The sequence below is a fragment of the Pseudomonas sp. GM21 genome, assembly GCF_000282215.1.
Taxonomy (GTDB): Bacteria; Pseudomonadota; Gammaproteobacteria; order Pseudomonadales; family Pseudomonadaceae; genus Aquipseudomonas.
Genome location: NZ_AKJS01000171.1, coordinates 1 through 17913 on the forward strand (window position 1 = coordinate 1; position 17913 = coordinate 17913).

Genomic DNA, 17913 nt, shown 5'->3' on the forward strand with positions numbered 1-17913 from the left:
CAGGCTCGCTCCCACAGGGGTAGTCGTTGTCCGTGAGTTAGTTATTTCCCGCCACTGCCCGCCACACTCTCGCCACCCCGGGTCAGGTAATAGGCGCCGAGGATCGGCAGCATGGTCACGATCATTACCAGCATCGCGACGACGTTGGTCACCGGCACGTCCCGTGGGCGACTGAGCTGGTTGAGCAGCCACAGCGGCAAGGTACGTTCATGGCCGGCGGTGAAGGTGGTGACGATGATTTCGTCGAACGACAGGGCAAACGCGAGCATACCGCCGGCCAGCAGTGCCGAGCCGAGGTTCGGCAGGACGATGTAGCGGAAGGTCTGCCAGCCATCGGCGCCGAGGTCCATGGACGCTTCGATCAAACTGTGCGAAGTGCGACGCAAACGGGCGATGACGTTGTTGTAGACGATCACCACGCAGAAGGTCGCGTGACCGACGATGATGGTGAACATCCCCGGCTCGATCCCCAGCGTCTTGAACGTCGCCAGCAACGCGATCCCGGTAATGATCCCCGGCAAGGCAATTGGCAGGATCAGCATCAGCGAGATGCCTTGCTTGCCGAAGAAGTCCCGACGATACAACGCCGCGGAAGCGAGCGTGCCAAGGACCATGGCGATCAAGGTCGCGACGGAGGCGATCTGCAGCGAGAGCTTGATCGCTTCCAGCACGTCCGGCCGTGAGAACGCCACGCCAATCCACTTCAGGGTGAACCCCTTGGGCGGAAAACTGAACGCCGCGTCTTCGGTGTTGAAGGCGTAGAGGAAGATGATCAGGATCGGGAAGTGCAGAAACACCAATCCACCCCAGGCTGCGATTTTCAGACCCCATGAAGCCTTGTCAGAGTGCATCGAAGGCCCCCAGTCGTTTGACGATAGTCAGGTAAATGGCGATCAACACAATCGGCACCAGCGTGAAGGCTGCGGCCATCGGCATGTTGCCGATCGCACCTTGCTGGGCGTACACCATGCTGCCAACGAAGTAGCCCGGTGGGCCCACCAGTTGCGGCACGATGAAGTCGCCTAGTGTCAGGGAGAAGGTGAAGATCGAACCCGCCGCGATGCCCGGAATCGACAGCGGCAGAATCACTTGCATGAACGTCTGGCGCGGCTTGGCGCCGAGGTCGGCCGAGGCTTGCAACAAGGACGGCGGCAGACGTTCCAGCGATGCTTGAATCGGCAGGATCATGAACGGCAGCCAGATGTAGACGAACACCATGAAGCGGCCCAGATGCGAAGTCGACAAGGTGCTGCCGCCCACGCCGGGAATGCCCAGCACGAACTGCAACACCGGCTCCAGTCCCAAGTGCTGAACGAACCACTGCGCGACGCCGCCCTTGGCCAGCAGCAAGGTCCAGGCATACGCCTTGACGATGTAACTGGCCCACATCGGCATCATCACCGCGATGTAGAAAAACGCTTTGGTCTTGCCGGTGGTGTAGCGCGCCATGTAGTAGGCAATCGGGAACGCGACGATGGCACTGGCGATGGACACGACCACGGCCATGCTCAAGGTGCGCAGGATGATGTCGAAGTTCGATGGCTGGAACAGCGCAGCAAAGTTGGCCAGGGTCAGGTCAGGCGTGACCGCCATGGTGAAGTCATCGAAGGTGTAGAAACCTTGCCACAGCAGCACCAGCAACGAGCCGAGATAAATCGCGCCGAACCACAGCAGTGGCGGCACCAGCAGCATCGACAGGTACAGGTTCGGCCGGCGGTACAGTAGGTTGGAAAACCTGCGCAACGGCGAACCGCTGGCTGGGGTTTGAGGGATAGCCACGGTGTTCATTTCATACCCCGCCGGCAACGGTGTCGTGCAGTGGGATCATCGCTTCCCGTGCCCAGCGCGCGCTGATGCGTTGCCCGGTCTGGTGCCGGGCGCTGACATCCAGCCATTGATTGTTGGCCTGGCTGATGTTCAGGGTCTGGCCGTTTTCCAGTTTCATCTCATAGCGCGTGGCGCTGCCCTGGTACTGAATGTCGTGCAGCAAACCGCTGACTTCAATCTCGTGGCTGGCCAACGGTCCTTCGGCGAAACGCACGTGTTCCGGGCGAATCGAAAACGGCTGCGGATTGCCGCTCAACTGCTTCGCCAGATCGCCGCGAATCACATTGGAGGTGCCGACGAACTCCGCGACAAAGGTCGTCGCCGGTTTCATGTAGAGATTGCGCGGCGTGTCGACCTGCTCGATGCGTCCCTTGTTGAACACGGCCACGCGGTCAGACATCGACAGCGCTTCGGTCTGGTCGTGGGTGACGAAGATGAAGGTGATGCCGAGCTGGCGTTGCAGTTTTTTCAGCTCGCTTTGCATCTGTTCGCGCAGCTTCAAATCGAGGGCACCCAACGGCTCGTCGAGCAGCAGCACACGCGGGCGATTGACCAAGGCGCGGGCCAGAGCCACACGCTGGCGCTGACCGCCAGACAATTGCACCGGTTTGCGCTCGCCGTAGCCGCCGAGGGCGACCATGTCTAGGGCTTCTTCGGCGCGTTTCTGGCGCTCGGTTTTACCGACGCCTTTGACTTTCAATCCGTAGGCGACATTGTCGAGTACGTTCATATGCGGGAACAGGGCGTAATCCTGAAACACGGTGTTGACATCGCGCTCATACGGCGGCAGGCCGGCGGCTTCTTCGCCATGAATGCGGATCGAGCCTGCACTCGGTTGTTCGAAACCGGCGATCAGGCGCAAACAGGTGGTTTTACCCGAGCCGGAAGGGCCCAGCATGGAGAAAAACTCGCCGTCCTGGATGTCGATAGAAACCCGGTCTACGGCTTTCACTTCGCCGAACAAACGGGAAACGTTGGTGAACTGGACTGCAAGCGTCATGGTGCGGTGCTCCAAAAAGACGAGGGCCGTCACAGCGGCGGCCCTGCCTGGACTTCTGAAAATCTGAATCGTGATGACTACCGTGTAGCAGCTGCCGAGGCACGAGGCTGCGTTGGGCTGCGCAGCGGCCTCGAGGGCGGTCCTGCGGACGCGCAACGCAGCCTCGTGCCTCGGCAGCTGCTACAAAGGGCTTATCTGCCGCCCATAATCGCGATGTAGTCCTGGGTCCAGCGGCTGTACGGCACGAACTTGCCGCCTTCAGCTTGTGGGGTTTTCCAGAAGGCGATCTTTTCGAACTGGTCGAAACCGTTGGTCTTGCAGCCTTCAGCGCCGAGCAGCTCACTGCCGGTGCACGCCGCTGGCACTGCTGGCAACGAACCAAACCAGGCCGCCACATCCCCCTGGACTTTCGGTTGCAGCGACCAGTCCATCCACTTGTACGCGCAGTTCGGGTGCTTGGCCTCGGCGTGCAACATGGTGGTGTCGGCCCAACCGGTGGCGCCTTCTTTTGGAACGGTCGAAGCAATCGGCTGCTTCTCGTTCATCAGGCCGTTGACCTGATACGGCCAGGCACCGGACGCGACCACGCCTTCGTTTTTGAAGTCGCTCATCTGCACGGTGGTGTCATGCCAGTAGCGGTGGATCAACGGCTGCTGGGCTCGAAGCAGATCGAGTACGGCTTTGTACTGCGCTTCCGTGAGTTGGTACGGGTCTTTGATGCCCAGTTCAGGCTGGGTGGCTTTCAGGTACAGCGCCGCGTCGGCGATATAGATCGGGCCGTCATACGCCTGCACGCGTCCCTTGTTCGGCTTGCCGTCGGGCAGGTTTTGCGCATTGAACACCACGCCCCAGCTGGTCGGCGCGGTCTTGAACACGTTGGTGTTGTACATCAACACGTTCGGACCCCACTGATAGGGGGTGCCGTAGGTCTGGTTGTTGACCACGTACCAAGGCGCATCTTTCAGGCGCGGATCGAGGTTCTTCCAGTTCGGGATCAACGCGGTGTTGATCGGTTGCACACGCTTGCCGGCGATCAACCGCAGCGAGGCGTCGCCGGATGCAGTCACCAGGTCGTAACCACCCTTGGCCATCAAGCTGACCATCTCGTCGGAAGTGGCGGCGGTCTTGACGTTCACCTTGCAGCCGGTTTCCTTCTCGAAACCGGTGACCCAGTCGTAGGCCTTGTCGCTTTCGCCACGTTCGATGTAACCGGGCCAGGCCACAATATCCAGCTGACCTTCGCCGGCGCCGACTGCTTTCAGCGGTTCGGCGGCCTGGATGCTGGCACTCGCCAGCAGCGCGGTAGTGATTGCACTGAGCAGTGCGGTCTTGTGCACGAACATGGGACACACCTCTTTGTTTTTTAGGTTTTTGTTAAGAGTAGCTGCAAGCGGCAAGCTTCAAGCTGCAAGACACAGCGATCTGCTTTTGGCTTGCAACTTGAAGCTTGCCGCTCAAAGCTCCCGGCTGTGCCGGGCCATGATGTGTCGCACCACGCTGTAGTCCTGCAGCGAATCGCTGGATAAGTCTTTGCCGTAGCCCGATCGCTTCAGGCCGCCGTGGGGCATTTCGCTGACCAGCATGAAATGGCTGTTGATCCAGGTGCAGCCGTACTGCAAGCGCGCCGAGACCTGCATCGCCTTGTCCAGATTCTGGGTCCAGACCGACGAGGCAAGGCCGTATTCGGAATCGTTGGCCCAGTCCACCGCCTGTTCGAGTCCATCAAAACAGGTCACGGTGACCACCGGCCCGAACACTTCGCGCTGGACGATCTCATCGGTCTGCTTGCAACCGGCCAGCAACGTTGGCTGGTAATAGAAGCCGGCACCGGAATGCACCGCCGCACCGGTCACGCGTTCGATGTGCGGCTGACCGAGGGCGCGCTCGACGAAACTGGCCACTCGGTCGCGTTGGCGGGTGCTGATCAGCGGCCCGATTTCGTTGTCGGCATCGCGTTTGCCGGCGAAGCGCAGGCTGCTGACCGCCGCGCCGAGTTCGGCCACCAAACGGTCATGAATTCCGGCCTGTGCATAAATCCGGCACGCTGCCGTGCAATCCTGGCCGGCGTTGTAATAACCGTAAGTGCGCACGCCTTCGACCACCGCTTGAATGTCCGCATCGTTGCACACGATCACCGGGGCTTTGCCGCCCAGTTCGAGGTGGGTGCGTTTCAATGTTTTGGCGGCGGCCTGGAGGATTTTTTGCCCGGTGACGATATCCCCCGTCAACGACACCATGCGCACTTTAGGATGACTGACCAAATGGCTGCCAACGCCTTCACCGCCGCCGCAGACGATGTTGATCACGCCGCGTGGAAGGATCTCGGCCAGCGCAGGCGCCAGGGCCAGGATCGACAGCGGCGTGTGTTCGGAGGGCTTGAACACCAGCGTGTTGCCGGCGGCGAGGGCCGGGGCGATTTTCCACGCGGCCATCATGATCGGGTAATTCCACGGCGCGATTGATGCGACGACCCCGATAGGGTCGCGACGCACCATGCTGGTGTAGCCCGGCAGGTACTCGCCGCTGAGCTGGCCGGTCTGGCATCGCACGGCGCCGGCGAAGAAACGGAACACATCGACCGTCGCGCTCAAGTCGTCCTGGCGGGCCAGATGCAGCGGTTTGCCGCAGTTCAGCGATTCGAGGCGGGCGAGGAGGTCGGCTTGTTTTTCGATGGCGTTGGCAATGTCCAGCAGCAGGTTTGAACGTTGCTGCGGCGTGGTCCGTGACCAACCGGCGAAGGCGCGGTGGGCGGCGAGGATGGCGGCTTCGACTTGCTCGGTGCTGGCTTCGGCGATGTGTGTCAGCACTTCCCCGGTGGCGGGGTTGAGGATCGGTTCGACAAAACCTTGGCCTGGGACCAACTCACCATCGATCAACAACGCGGTAAACAACGGGGTCTGCGCGCCAGCCATTTTTCGGGTTCTCTTTTCTTGTGTGGCCATGCTGCTCCCTGTGACTGGGGCCCGGCCGTCTTATATAGATGCATCAAGACTAGTGCGCGGGCCCGAGGTCGACAAATTCTAAATACTGAAGGCTGCGTTCGATTAAATAGATGGCTTTCGCCCGCCGTGGGGTTGCTCGCGGGCGACAGTCAGGAACGGGTCTACCAACGCCGGCCGCGCGGTGCCTCGGCGCCAGGCCAGGCCGACGTCGAGGGTCTGGCTCAGGTCGGCAATGGGCCGTGCTTCGATAATGTCGCCCTCCAGTGACCACGGGCGATACGTCATGTCGGGCTGGATCGACACGCCCAAACCTGCGGCCACCAGGCTTCGCACCGCCTCGGTCGAAGCTGTCCTGAGGGTGATGCGTGGTTGCAGCGATGCGGCGGACCACATGCGCTGAGCGTTGCGGTCCATTTCATCGACGTTCAGTTGAATCAGCGGTTCCCGCGCCACGTCGGCGAGATTGATGCTGTCGTGTTCCAGCAGAGGATGCTGGGCCGGCAGCCATAGGCGATGAGGGGAATGCGTCAGGACTTCGGTTTGCAGGGCGTGACGGTCTTCGAGGTTGGACAGGATCAGCACGCCGACATCGATCTCGCCGCTGACCAGCAAATGCTCGATGTAGGGGCGTTCATCCTCCATTACCCGAATCTCGACATTGGGATAGGCGCGCTGGAAACGGGTGAGCAAATCCGCGAGGTAATAACCGGCAACGAGGCTGGTCACACCAATGATCAACTGGCCGGCCACCTGATCGGTGCTCTGTTGCAGGCTGCGCTTGGCGTTCTCTACGGTGGCCAGGATCAAGTGTGCCTGGCGCAGGAATTGATGCCCGTGGTGGGTCAGCGTCATGCCCTTGGCGTGACGGTTGAACAGGCCGACGCCGATTTCCTGCTCCAGTTGCTGGATCGCCAGGGTCAGGGTCGATTGCGAAATAAACGCGGTTTGCGCGGCGGCGGAAATCGAGCCGGTCTCGGCCACGGCGATGAAATGACGAATCTGACGCAAGGTCATCATGTGGAAAATACCCGGTGGGCGGTTTTTATAGATTCACTTGAGTGTATATCGTTTTAATCGATGGGCTCCTGGGCGTTACAAGAGGTGAGCAACATCTGGAAGCACTCTCGCTGGAAGGGACAGGGCACTTTCGATCTAGGCTGGTGGCCTTAGTGTCCGGACATCCCTTTCCTGGAGGCTGAAAAATGAATACCCGTGGATTGCTCGATCAATTGCTCAAGTCCGGTCAGGATCTGTTGCAGAACAAGGCCGGTAATCATCAGAACAAGGCGTCCAGCGGTGGCTCGGGTGGCCTCGGAAGTTTGCTCTCGGGTGCGAGCGGCGGTGCGATAGCGGCAGGCGCCATGGGCTTGTTGCTCGGCAGCAAAAAGGCCCGCAGCGTCGGCGGCAAAGTCGCCGTCTACGGCGGCCTTGCGGCATTGGGAGTGGTCGCCTACAAAGCCTTTGGCAATTGGCAGGCACAGCAGGGCACCGCGCCGAAGACTGAGCCGCAAACACTCGACCGCTTGCCTGCGGCGCAAGTTGAACAGCACAGCCAGGCGATTCTCAAGGCGCTGGTCGCTGCAGCGAAAGCCGACGGCCACGTGGATGAACGAGAGCGCGCATTGATAGAAGGTGAGTTCACCAAGCTCGACAGCGATCAGGAATTACAGCAGTGGCTGCATGCTGAACTCAGCAAGCCACTGGATCCGGCGGAAGTTGCCCGCGCCGCGAGCACGCCGGAGATGGCCGCCGAAATGTACATCGCCAGCGTGATGCTGGTGGATGAGCAGAGCTTCATGGAGAAGTCCTACCTCGATGAGCTGGCGCGCCAGTTGAAGCTGGAGCCTGGGTTGAAGGCCGAGTTGGAGAAGCAGGTGCGTCAGGCTTCCATGTAGGCCGATCAAGGCACTTACGGGCACCGATTGATTGTTCAATATTCGATAACACCACCCATCGGTATAAGCCGGCTACTGTCAAATCTGACAGTAGCCGGCCTCCCTGTTTAGGGCATTCAATACCCCTGTCAAACCATTGGCAGGAGCCATTTTAATGACCACTACTTCGCAAGCTGAGAGTTGCATCGGCAGTTTTAATAATCCCCGTGAAACATCAGTAATTCCCGTAGGTAGCAATCCGATTTCAGTTGCTTTTAGTAAAGATGGAACGCGTGCTTTTGTATGTCACGATACTCTCGATGCCGAAGGTGAAATCTCGGTTATTGATGTTGAAGCCTCTGAGGTAATCGATGTCCTTAAAGTAGATAGGGCCGTGAGGGCTATTGCCGTCAGTCCGGATGGTCAGCGCTTCATTGTATGTTGGCAGAATGGTGGGTGGTTGTTCGATGCGGTGACGTTAAAAGCCATCAAGGCCACGCCAGGTGTGGGGTCGGATACTTCAGTGGAATATAGTCCGGATGGTCAATACATTTACTTCGCTAGCTTGAGTGGGCCGCAGTTTCACGTGTTGGATGCTGAACGCCTGGAGGAAGTCTATTCGATAGATTATTGCGGCTCACCCAAAGCGATCGCGATCAGCCCGACTAAATCCAGAGCTTACATTTCGGGAGAAGATAACGGCGAAATAATGGTGTTTGATACTGATGCTCGGAAAATTGTCAATACCATAGCCGTCGGAAAAGAGCCGTTTGACGCCGCGATTTCCGGGGATGGTCGTCTCCTCTGTGTATGTAATTACTCGGGTCGAACTATTTCATTTGTTGATCTCGACACTGAAGTGGTGGTGGGGGTTGCTGTTGTTGAAAGTTCGCCAGTTGCAATCGCGTCTAGTCCTGATGGCCTTTATGTGTATGTGGCTTTGAATACGGAAGATGCGGTCGTAGTCATCGATAATAGTACTTTTAAAGAAGTGCGGCGCTTTTCCGTCGGCTCGCTCCCGTTCGACGTCGCAGTTCACCCTGCAGGTACTTGTTTGTATGTTGCGAATTTAGCATCGAGCTCTGTCTCGGTTATCAGTTTGGAGCCTGTTGTGTCCAAAGTTATTGAGGATTTTGAACTGGCTGATTTGCAAACAATAACAGAAGCTGGTGAGGTGATGTCGACCGATATTTTCAAGGTGACATTACTTGATGTTGAGGTAACGGAACCGAAGCAGTATCTGGAGATTGCCAATGTGAATTGGGGCGGTCGGTGGGTAAGCGGGAATGCGCTTTATAATTTTGATGCTTACACTGACAAGATGATGACGTACTCGTTGGAGTTGCTTGAGGGTACTGCAAGCGCCATCAAATTTTGGGTGGCTGGCGGTAATAACACGTCGCTGATCCCTTATTTGGATGTATGGTTTATGAATGGTCCGGAGGGCGTGATTGATGCCCAGCATATTCCATGGCCGCCGGGTAGCGATTCCGAAAAACAGATTGACTCTGGCCTCCTTCAAGGTATCCAGAGCATAAAAATCAGGACGAATGGACAGTTTGTTATTGATCAAATTGAAGTCGTGCGGGAGTGATGAGCTAAAGATCAAATGTTGTCGGGGGGCGGCCAGCGACACCGCGTTATAGTTATTCGCGAACTGGCTCGCTCCCACATGATTGACCTGACGCTTTCCCGCCCGGATGAGAGCCGAAGCACACTGTCTTATAGATGAAACACCGCCCTCGGCTATACTCCCCGGCATTTGAGCCACCCCCGAGGACTGACTGTGAAGAATTGGACGTTGCGCCAACGCATTTTGGCGAGTTTTGCAGTAATCATCGCCATCATGCTGTTGATGGTGGTCGTCTCGTATTCACGGTTGTTGAAGATCGAGTCCAGCGAAGCCAGTGTTCGCGAAGATGCGCTTCCCGGGTTGTATTACAGTTCGATGGTCCGCAGTGCCTGGTCTGAAAGTTATCTACGAATGCTCGGCATGCTTGGTCTGGAGCAAGGGCAGGACCTCAGCGCTGAGGAGGCTTCGGACTTCAAGGGCTACGCCTCGCGTCTGCAAGAGCAAATGGAGCTGTATCGCGAGACGGTCACAACCGATGAAGACAAAGTCGAGTACGCCGCGTTCGAAAAACTTCATGAGGATTACCACCGGACGCTGTCAGCCGTGATCGAGCTGTACAAACGCAACCAGGGTGGCGAAGCGATCAAGATGTTCAATGAAGAGCTGACCCCGACCTGGACGGCGGGCCGGACGAAACTCACGGACATTTTGCGCCACAACAAAGGCGTGGCAGACCGAGACGTCGCAGCCATCGATGATGCCGTCGTCACCGCCAAAATAGTCATGGGCATTTCCTTGCTGATCGCCGTACTGGCGGCCGCGCTCTGCGGCCTGTTGTTGATGCGCGCGATCATGGCGCCGATGAACCGTATCGTGAAAATCCTCGAAATCATGCGCACCGGTGACCTCAGCGGTCGTTTGAACCTGGAGCGCAAGGATGAATTTGGCGCGGTGGAAACCGGCTTCAACGACATGATGACCGAGCTGACCTCCCTGGTATCACAGGCCCAGCGCTCGTCGGTGCAGGTCACCACCTCGGTCACCGAGATCGCTGCCACGTCCAAGCAACAACAAGCCACCGCCACAGAAACTGCCGCCACCACCACTGAAATCGGCGCGACGTCCCGGGAAATTGCCGCGACTTCCCGTGATCTGGTGCGCACCATGACCGAAGTGTCCACCGCCGCCGATCAGGCCTCGGTGGCCGCTGGCTCTGGACAGCAAGGCCTGGCCCGCATGGAAGAAACCATGCACTCGGTCATGGGCGCGGCCGATCTGGTCAACGCCAAACTGGCGATCCTCAACGAGAAGGCCGGCAACATCAATCAGGTCGTGGTGACCATCGTCAAAGTCGCCGACCAGACCAACCTGCTGTCGTTGAACGCCGCCATCGAAGCCGAGAAGGCCGGTGAATACGGGCGCGGGTTTGCCGTGGTGGCCACTGAAGTGCGACGTCTGGCGGATCAGACCGCCGTGGCCACTTACGACATCGAGCAAATGGTGCGCGAGATTCAGTCGGCGGTGTCGGCGGGGGTCATGGGCATGGACAAGTTCTCCGAAGAAGTGCGCCGTGGCATGTCCGAAGTGCAGCAAGTTGGCGAGCAGCTGTCGCAGATCATCCACCAGGTTCAGGCACTGGCGCCGCGGGTGTTGATGGTCAACGAAGGCATGCAGGCACAAGCCACCGGGGCCGAACAGATCAACCACGCGCTGGTGCAATTGGGCGATGCCAGCAGCCAGACCGTCGAGTCGTTGCGCCAGGCCAGCTTCGCCATCGATGAGCTGAGCCAGGTGGCCGTCGGGCTGCGCAGCGGCGTTTCGCGATTCAAAGTCTGATGAACGAACTCGCGGCCAAGCGCGGTACCGGGGTGCCGGTCAAACAATCATTGTTTCTGGTTTTTCGCATCGGCAGCGAACGCTTTGCCTTGCAGGCTATCGAGGTGGCGGAAGTGCTGCCGCGCCTGCCGCTGAAGCCGATTGCCAAAGCGCCGCACTGGGTCACCGGGGTATTTGCTTATCGTGGCGCGGTGGTGCCGGTGATCGATCTCAGTGCGCTGACCTTCGGCCAACCGGCGCAGGCCCGCACCAGCACGCGGCTGGTGCTGGTCAACTACTGTCCGGATGAGACGACCCCAACCCAAAGGCTAGGGCTGATTCTGGAGCAGGCGACGGATACGTTGCGCTGCAACCCGGCGGAGTTTCAGCCGTACGGCCTCGACAATCGTCAGGCGCCGTACCTGGGGCCGGTGCGCGAAGATGCACAGGGGCTGCTGCAATGGGTGCGGGTCGCCGATTTGCTCGATGAGCACGTTCGCGCGCTGTTGTTCCCGTCGCCACCCTTCGATCCGACGCTGCTTGAGGAGCAGGCATGAGCAGCGATCAACGGTTTTTCGATTTCCTCAAAGAGCGCATCGGTCTCGACGTAACGTCGGTGGGACCGGCGATCATCGAGCGCGCCGTGCGCCAGCGCAGCCTCGCGTCCAACTCGCTGACGGCCGATGAGTATTGGCACACGCTGCAACGTTCGCAGGATGAGCAGCAGGCGCTGATTGAAGCGGTGATCGTGCCCGAGACCTGGTTTTTCCGGTACCCGGAGTCGTTCGCTACCTTGGCGAAACTGGCCACCAAACGACTGGCCGAGATCAATAACATGCGCGCGCTGCGGATTCTCAGCCTGCCGTGTTCAACCGGTGAAGAACCGTACTCCATCGCAATGGCCTTGCTTGATGCCGGGCTCAAGCCACATCAATTCAAAGTGGACGGCATGGACGTCAGCCCGCTGTCGGTGGAAAAAGCCCGGCGTTCGCTGTACGGCAAAAACTCGTTTCGCGGTCAAGACATCGCCTATCGTGAGCGGCACTTCAGCGCTGAAGGCGAAGCCTTTCGCCTCAGTGGTCGCGTGCTTGAACAGGTGCGTTTGCAAGTTGGCAACCTGCTGGATCCGGCGTTACTGGCCAGCGAGCCACCGTACGATTTTGTGTTCTGCCGCAATCTGCTGATCTATTTCGATCAACCGACCCAGCAGCAGGTATTCGAAGTGCTCAAGCGCCTGACCCATGCCGAAGGCGTGTTGTTTATCGGCCCGGCCGAGGGCGGTTTATTGGGGCGTTTTGGCATGCGCTCGATTGGCATTGCGCAGTCGTTTGCGTTCAGCCGTCAGAGTGTCCCGGAGCCTGAACCGGTTCCTGTGTTCGTGCCGGCCCCGCTGCCGATGCGCCAACCAGCGCGCAGTGCGCCACCGCCCCCCGTGCGCCTTCGTCCGTTCGCAACCGTTACGCCGTCACCCGACACGGCGAAAGCCTCGGACGCCGTCGCATTGCTGGCGAACATCGCTGTGCTGGCCAACGAAGGCAAAAGTGTTGAAGCCCGCGCCGCGTGCGAACAGTATTTGCGCAGCCACGAACCGGTCGCCCAGGTGTTTTATTGGTTGGGATTGCTCAGCGATGTCAGCTCAAACGCCTTCGAAGCCCAAGGTTTTTATCGCAAGGCGTTGTACCTTGAACCGCAACATCCCGACGCGTTGATGCACCTGGCAGCCTTGCTGCGATCCCGGGGCGATGCGGCGGGTGCCAGACGATTGCAGGACCGCGCCGCCCGCAGCGAGCGCGCTGACAGTGAGCGTAAACGATGAGCGCCTCCGACAGCTTTAGCGTCACCCATGAAGATGCCCAGGCCATCGACGATTGCTGGAACCGCATCGGTATCCACGGCGACAAGTCCTGCCCGCTGCTGACCGAGCACATTCACTGCCGCAATTGCGCGGTGTATTCGGCTGCCGCCACGCGCTTGCTCGATCGTTACGCCTTGCAGCAGGACGACCGCGTACAACACTCGGCAACGGTCGAAACCGAAGTAAAAACCCGCTCGCTGCTGATGTTCCGGCTCGGCGAAGAATGGCTGGGGCTGGCCACTCGCAGCCTCGTGGAGGTGGCGCCGCTGCAAGCCATTCACTCCTTGCCGCACCAGCGCTCACGGGCCTTGCTCGGCGTGGCGAATGTGCGCGGTGCGCTGGTCGCGTGCCTGTCGCTGGTGGAGCTGCTCGGGCTCGATGCGACTAATAACGTGGCTTCCGGCGCGCGGGTCATGCCGCGTATGCTGATCATCGCTGCCCACGGTGGGCCGGTGGTGGTGCCGGTGGATGAGGTCGACGGCATTCATGCCATCGACGAGCGAATTCTCGATGCCGCCTCACAATCCGGCACTCAGGCCAGCGGCAAATACACCCGAGGCGTGTTGCCCTTCAAAGGTCGCAGCTTGCGTTGGCTGGACGAAGAACAGCTGCTGTCCGCCGTGACCCGGAGCCTCACATGACCCCCGAGCAAATGCGCGACGCTTCGTTGCTGGAGCTGTTCAGCCTGGAAGCCGAGGCCCAGACCCAAGTGCTGAGCGCAGGCCTGTTGGCACTGGAGCGCGACCCGACCCAGGCCGATCAACTCGAATCCTGCATGCGCGCGGCGCACTCGCTCAAGGGCGCCGCGCGGATCGTCGGCGTCGACGCCGGGGTCAGCGTTGCGCATGTGATGGAAGACTGTCTGGTCAGTGCTCAGGAAGGGCAACTGTACCTGCGGCCTGAACACATTGATGCCTTGTTGCAAGGCACCGACTTGCTGATGCGCATCGCCACGCCCAACAACAGCCTGACACCGGCGGATATCGACACCTATGTGGCGTTGATGGCGCAATTGCTTGATCCGCTGGCACCCGCGGCGTCGATCAGCCTGCCCGTCTTGGCCGAGCGTGAGCCAGAGCAGCCGCGCGTCGAGCTGCCAGTCCCGCTCGTTGAGCCACCACTCGCTGCGTCGGTCGAGCCTCCACGCAAGGCCAAACGCACCACCGAAAACGGTGAGCGCGTACTGCGCGTGACGGCCGAGCGCTTGAACAGCCTGCTCGACCTGTCGAGCAAATCCCTGGTGGAAACCCAGCGCCTCAAGCCGCACCTGGCAACCATGCAGCGCCTCAAACGCACGCAAAACAATGGTCTGCGGGCGCTGGAAAACCTCAATGTGCATCTCAAGGATCACGCCTTGAGTCTGGAGGCCCGGGAAGCGCTCGAAGATGCGCGGCGTTTGCTGGCGCAGGCCCAGCAACTGCTGATCGAGAAGAACGCCGAGCTGGATGAATTTGCCTGGCAGGCCAGTCAGCGGGCGCAGGTGCTGTACGACACCGCGCTGGCCTGTCGCATGCGCCCGTTTGCCGACGTGTTGAGCGGGCAGGTGCGCATGGTCCGCGATCTGGGCCGAGACCTGGGCAAACAGGTTCGGTTGGAGATCGAGGGCGAGAAAACCCAGGTCGACCGCGACGTCCTGGAAAAGCTCGAAGCGCCGCTGACGCACTTGTTGCGCAACGCCGTGGATCACGGCATCGAATCCCCGGAGCAACGGTTACTGGCCGGCAAACCGGCGCAGGGACTGATTCGCCTGCGTGCCTCCCATCAGGCCGGTCTGCTGGTGCTGGAGTTGAGCGATGACGGCAATGGCGTCGATCTGGAAAAGGTCCGCCGCACTGTCGTCGAGCGGCAGTTATCCCCAGCCGAAACCGCCGCGCAGTTGAGCGAAGAAGAGCTGCTGACGTTTTTGTTCCTGCCGGGTTTCAGCCTGCGCGACAAGGTCACCGAAGTGTCCGGGCGTGGCGTGGGGCTGGATGCGGTTCAGCACATGGTCCGCGAATTGCGCGGCGCGGTGGTTCTGGAGCAGACGGCGGGCGAGGGCAGTCGTTTCCACCTCGAAGTGCCGCTGACGTTGTCGGTGGTCCGCAGCCTGGTGGTGGAAGTCGGTGACGAGGCTTATGCGTTTCCGCTGGCCCACATCGAACGCATGTGCGACCTGGAGCCGGCAGACATTGTGCAAGTCGAAGGGCGTCAGCATTTTTGGCACGAAGGCCGGCATGTCGGGCTGGTGGCGGCGAGTCAGCTGTTACAGCGACCGGTCAACCAGAGCAGTCAGCAAACCCTTAAAGTCGTGGTCATCCGTGAGCGCGATGCGATTTACGGCGTGGCGGTCGAGCGTTTTGTTGGCGAGCGGACGCTGGTCGTATTGCCGCTGGACGAACGATTGGGCAAGGTGCAGGACATCTCCGCCGGGGCCTTGCTCGACGACGGCTCGGTGGTGCTGATCGTCGACGTCGAGGACATGCTGCGTTCGGTGGACAAATTGCTCAACAGCGGACGCCTGGAGCGCATAGCCCGCCACAGCAATCAAGTGGCCGAAGCAGCGCGTAAACGAATTCTGGTGGTTGACGACTCACTGACGGTTCGCGAGTTGCAACGCAAGCTGCTGCTCAATCGCGGCTATGAAGTGGCGGTGGCGGTTGACGGTATGGATGGCTGGAACGCCCTGCGTTCCGAGAATTTCGATCTGTTGATCACCGACATTGATATGCCGCGCATGGATGGCATCGAACTGGTGTCGTTGTTGCGTCGTGACAATCGCCTGCAATCTCTGCCGGTGATGGTGGTGTCGTACAAGGATCGTGAAGAGGACCGTCGTCGTGGGCTGGACGCCGGGGCTGACTATTACCTGGCCAAAGCCAGTTTTCATGATGATGCCCTGCTTGATGCAGTGGTTGAGCTCATCGGAGGAGCACGCGCATGAAAATCGCCATCGTCAACGATATGCCCCTGGCGGTAGAGGCTTTACGCCGGGCATTGGCGTTTGAACCGGGGCACCAGGTGATCTGGGTGGCCGGCAATGGCGCGGAGGCGGTGCAGCTTTGCGCCGAAAATACGCCGGATCTGATTTTGATGGACCTGATCATGCCCGTCATGGACGGCGTGGAGGCTACCCGGCGAATCATGGCCGAAAATCCGTGCGCCATTGTCATCGTTACCGTCGACCGCCAGCAAAACGTGCACCGGGTGTTCGAGGCCATGGGCCACGGCGCGCTGGATGTGGTCGACACCCCGGCCCTCGGTGCCGGCAACGCCCAAGAGGCGGCGGCCCCGTTATTGCGCAAGATCATGAACATCGGCTGGCTGATTGGTGGCCGCAGCGCTCAAGTCCCGCAGGCACCGAGCCTGCATCGCAATTCCGCTTCGCGCCAACACCTGATCGCCATCGGTTCATCTGCGGGCGGGCCGGCCGCGCTGGAAATTCTGCTCAAGGGGTTGCCGCGAGATTTTTCGGCAGCCATCGTGCTGGTCCAGCATGTGGATCAGGTATTCGCTGCCGGTATGGCCGAATGGCTCGGCAGCGCCAGTGGCTTGAACGTGCGCCTGGCGGTGGAAGGTGAAGCGCCCCAGGCCGGCACGGTGTTGCTGGCCGGCACCAACCACCATATTCGCTTGCTGAAAAACGGCACGCTGGCCTACACCGCCGAACCGGTCAATGAAATCTACCGGCCCTCGATAGATGTGTTTTTCGAGAGCGTGGCCAATTACTGGAACGGTGATGCCGTAGGGGTCTTGCTGACGGGCATGGGACGCGATGGTGCCCAGGGGCTTAAACTCATGCGCCAACAAGGTTACCTGACCATCGCTCAGGACCAGAAAAGCAGTGCGGTATACGGAATGCCAAAGGCGGCCGCAGCCATCGATGCAGCCATGGAAATTCGCCCACTGGACAAGATAGCGCCACGATTGCTGGAGATTTTTGCGAGATGACCACCGTTAGCAGCAATCCTGGTCCAAGTAGTACTTCAGGTGACCGCACATGAATGAATTACAGCTCGACGAATTCAAAACCAACGAAAACGCCGCCATGGTGTTGTTGGTGGACGATCAGGCGATGATCGGCGAAGCCGTGCGTCGCGGGTTGTCGAACGAAGAGAACATCGACTTCCACTTCTGCTCCGACCCGCACCAGGCCATCGCCCAGGCGATCCGGATCAAGCCGACGGTGATCCTTCAGGACCTGGTGATGCCCGGCCTGGACGGGCTGAGCCTGGTGCGCGAGTACCGCAATCATCCGGCGACCAAGGACATTCCGATCATTGTCCTGTCGACCAAGGAAGACCCGCTGATCAAGAGCGCGGCGTTTGCCGCCGGCGCCAATGACTATCTGGTGAAGCTGCCGGACAACATTGAACTGGTGGCGCGGATCCGCTATCACTCGCGTTCCTACACGATGCTGTTGCAACGCGATGCGGCTTACCGTGCGTTGCGGGTCAGCCAGCAGCAACTGCTCGACACCAATCTGGTGCTGCAACGGTTGATGAACTCCGACGGCTTGACCGGGCTGTCGAACCGCCGGCATTTTGATGAGTACCTGGAACTGGAGTGGCGACGTGCGCAACGTGACCAGAGCCAACTGTCGCTGCTGATGATCGATGTCGATTACTTCAAGTCCTTCAACGACAACTTCGGTCATGTGGAGGGCGATGAAGCCCTGCGCAAGGTGGCTGACGCGATCCGCGACGCCGGTGCTCGTCCGTCCGATCTGCCGGCCCGTTATGGTGGCGAAGAGTTTGCGTTGGTGCTGCCCAATACCACGCCGGGCGGCGCACGTCTGGTGGCGGAGAAACTTCGCCAAACCGTGGCGGCGCTGAAGATTGCGCATATTGCACCGACAGAAGGTTCAAACCTGACTGTCAGCATTGGCCTGTCTACCGTGGTCCCGCAACCGGGCAGCAACTGCCGGCAATTGATCTCGGCGGCGGACAAGGGGCTGTACCGTGCGAAGCACAATGGGCGTAATCAGGTGGGGATCGAGTGAGCTAATACGCGTTCTGTAGCAGCTGCCGAGCCTGCGAGGCTGCGTCCGG

General features: G+C 59.8%; 15 protein-coding genes. 9 read left to right on the forward strand and 6 right to left on the reverse strand.

All coding sequences use genetic code 11. The features are described 5' to 3' along the window. Window positions 1-41: 41 nt before the first annotated feature. The 6 genes from PMI22_RS03440 to PMI22_RS03415 form a co-directional block, all read right to left on the reverse strand. The gene (locus PMI22_RS03440; protein WP_007948690.1) at window positions 42-851 is read right to left on the reverse strand and encodes an ABC transporter permease; all 810 of its coding nucleotides are present in this window, start codon (window positions 849-851) and stop codon (window positions 42-44) included. Next, window positions 841-1788: an ABC transporter permease gene (locus PMI22_RS03435; RefSeq protein ID WP_007948691.1), complete on the reverse strand. Its 948-nt coding sequence runs from the start codon at window positions 1786-1788 to the stop codon at window positions 841-843. Before PMI22_RS03435 ends, PMI22_RS03440 begins: the two co-directional genes overlap by 11 nt. 1 nt (window position 1789) lies before the next feature. Next, a complete protein-coding gene (locus PMI22_RS03430) occupies window positions 1790-2827 on the reverse strand; it encodes an ABC transporter ATP-binding protein (RefSeq protein WP_007948692.1) in 1038 nt (345 codons plus the stop codon). 191 nt (window positions 2828-3018) lie between these two features. Then, a complete protein-coding gene (ydcS, locus tag PMI22_RS03425) occupies window positions 3019-4170 on the reverse strand; it encodes a putative ABC transporter substrate-binding protein YdcS (protein ID WP_007948693.1) in 1152 nt (383 codons plus the stop codon). 111 nt (window positions 4171-4281) lie between these two features. Next, window positions 4282-5769 carry a gamma-aminobutyraldehyde dehydrogenase gene (locus PMI22_RS03420; RefSeq protein WP_081502836.1) on the reverse strand — a complete coding sequence of 496 codons (1488 nt, stop codon included), beginning with the start codon at window positions 5767-5769 and terminating at the stop codon, window positions 4282-4284. A gap of 102 nt (window positions 5770-5871) precedes the next feature. Further along, on the reverse strand, window positions 5872-6786 hold the full coding sequence (locus PMI22_RS03415) for a LysR family transcriptional regulator (protein ID WP_007948695.1): 915 nt from the start codon (window positions 6784-6786) through the stop codon (window positions 5872-5874). 185 nt (window positions 6787-6971) lie between these two features. Here PMI22_RS03415 and PMI22_RS03410 point away from each other — a divergent pair, with 185 nt between their 5' ends. The 9 genes from PMI22_RS03410 (at window position 6972) to PMI22_RS03370 (ending at window position 17864) form a co-directional block, all read left to right on the forward strand. Further along, window positions 6972-7664 (forward strand): tellurite resistance TerB family protein, encoded by a 693-nt coding sequence (locus tag PMI22_RS03410; RefSeq protein WP_007948696.1) that lies wholly within the window; start codon window positions 6972-6974, stop codon window positions 7662-7664. Window positions 7665-7818: 154 nt separating this feature from the next. After that, complete coding sequence (locus PMI22_RS03405) at window positions 7819-9237, forward strand: YncE family protein (protein ID WP_007948697.1); 1419 nt, start codon at window positions 7819-7821, stop codon at window positions 9235-9237. A gap of 192 nt (window positions 9238-9429) precedes the next feature. Continuing rightward, window positions 9430-11052, forward strand: a complete 1623-nt coding sequence (locus PMI22_RS03400) for a methyl-accepting chemotaxis protein (protein ID WP_007948699.1) — start codon at window positions 9430-9432, stop codon at window positions 11050-11052. Next, the gene (locus PMI22_RS03395) at window positions 11052-11588 is read left to right on the forward strand and encodes a chemotaxis protein CheW (RefSeq protein ID WP_007948700.1); all 537 of its coding nucleotides are present in this window, start codon (window positions 11052-11054) and stop codon (window positions 11586-11588) included. The genes PMI22_RS03400 and PMI22_RS03395 overlap by 1 nt, the downstream gene beginning before the upstream one ends. Next, window positions 11585-12847 carry a CheR family methyltransferase gene (locus tag PMI22_RS03390; RefSeq protein WP_007948701.1) on the forward strand — a complete coding sequence of 421 codons (1263 nt, stop codon included), beginning with the start codon at window positions 11585-11587 and terminating at the stop codon, window positions 12845-12847. The genes PMI22_RS03395 and PMI22_RS03390 overlap by 4 nt, the downstream gene beginning before the upstream one ends. Next, window positions 12844-13527, forward strand: coding sequence for a chemotaxis protein CheW (locus PMI22_RS03385; RefSeq protein ID WP_007948702.1), 684 nt, complete (start codon window positions 12844-12846; stop codon window positions 13525-13527). The genes PMI22_RS03390 and PMI22_RS03385 overlap by 4 nt, the downstream gene beginning before the upstream one ends. Next, window positions 13524-15806 (forward strand): hybrid sensor histidine kinase/response regulator, encoded by a 2283-nt coding sequence (locus PMI22_RS03380; RefSeq protein WP_007948703.1) that lies wholly within the window; start codon window positions 13524-13526, stop codon window positions 15804-15806. The genes PMI22_RS03385 and PMI22_RS03380 overlap by 4 nt, the downstream gene beginning before the upstream one ends. Then, complete coding sequence (locus PMI22_RS03375) at window positions 15803-16813, forward strand: chemotaxis response regulator protein-glutamate methylesterase (protein ID WP_007948704.1); 1011 nt, start codon at window positions 15803-15805, stop codon at window positions 16811-16813. The genes PMI22_RS03380 and PMI22_RS03375 overlap by 4 nt, the downstream gene beginning before the upstream one ends. A 49-nt stretch (window positions 16814-16862) precedes the next feature. After that, on the forward strand, window positions 16863-17864 hold the full coding sequence (locus tag PMI22_RS03370; protein ID WP_007948705.1) for a response regulator: 1002 nt from the start codon (window positions 16863-16865) through the stop codon (window positions 17862-17864). The last annotated feature ends 49 nt before the right edge of the window (window positions 17865-17913 follow it).

Coding starts and splice junctions, on each gene's coding strand:
- PMI22_RS03440 (WP_007948690.1), bottom strand. CDS start 851: ATGCACTCTGACAAGGCTTCATGGGGTCTGAAAATCGCAGCCTGGGGT.
- PMI22_RS03435 (WP_007948691.1), bottom strand. CDS start 1,788: ATGAACACCGTGGCTATCCCTCAAACCCCAGCCAGCGGTTCGCCGTTG.
- PMI22_RS03430 (WP_007948692.1), bottom strand. CDS start 2,827: ATGACGCTTGCAGTCCAGTTCACCAACGTTTCCCGTTTGTTCGGCGAA.
- ydcS (WP_007948693.1), bottom strand. CDS start 4,170: ATGTTCGTGCACAAGACCGCACTGCTCAGTGCAATCACTACCGCGCTG.
- PMI22_RS03420 (WP_081502836.1), bottom strand. CDS start 5,769: ATGGCCACACAAGAAAAGAGAACCCGAAAAATGGCTGGCGCGCAGACC.
- PMI22_RS03415 (WP_007948695.1), bottom strand. CDS start 6,786: ATGATGACCTTGCGTCAGATTCGTCATTTCATCGCCGTGGCCGAGACC.
- PMI22_RS03410 (WP_007948696.1), top strand. CDS start 6,972: ATGAATACCCGTGGATTGCTCGATCAATTGCTCAAGTCCGGTCAGGAT.
- PMI22_RS03405 (WP_007948697.1), top strand. CDS start 7,819: ATGACCACTACTTCGCAAGCTGAGAGTTGCATCGGCAGTTTTAATAAT.
- PMI22_RS03395 (WP_007948700.1), top strand. CDS start 11,052: ATGAACGAACTCGCGGCCAAGCGCGGTACCGGGGTGCCGGTCAAACAA.
- PMI22_RS03390 (WP_007948701.1), top strand. CDS start 11,585: ATGAGCAGCGATCAACGGTTTTTCGATTTCCTCAAAGAGCGCATCGGT.
- PMI22_RS03385 (WP_007948702.1), top strand. CDS start 12,844: ATGAGCGCCTCCGACAGCTTTAGCGTCACCCATGAAGATGCCCAGGCC.
- PMI22_RS03380 (WP_007948703.1), top strand. CDS start 13,524: ATGACCCCCGAGCAAATGCGCGACGCTTCGTTGCTGGAGCTGTTCAGC.
- PMI22_RS03375 (WP_007948704.1), top strand. CDS start 15,803: ATGAAAATCGCCATCGTCAACGATATGCCCCTGGCGGTAGAGGCTTTA.
- PMI22_RS03370 (WP_007948705.1), top strand. CDS start 16,863: ATGAATGAATTACAGCTCGACGAATTCAAAACCAACGAAAACGCCGCC.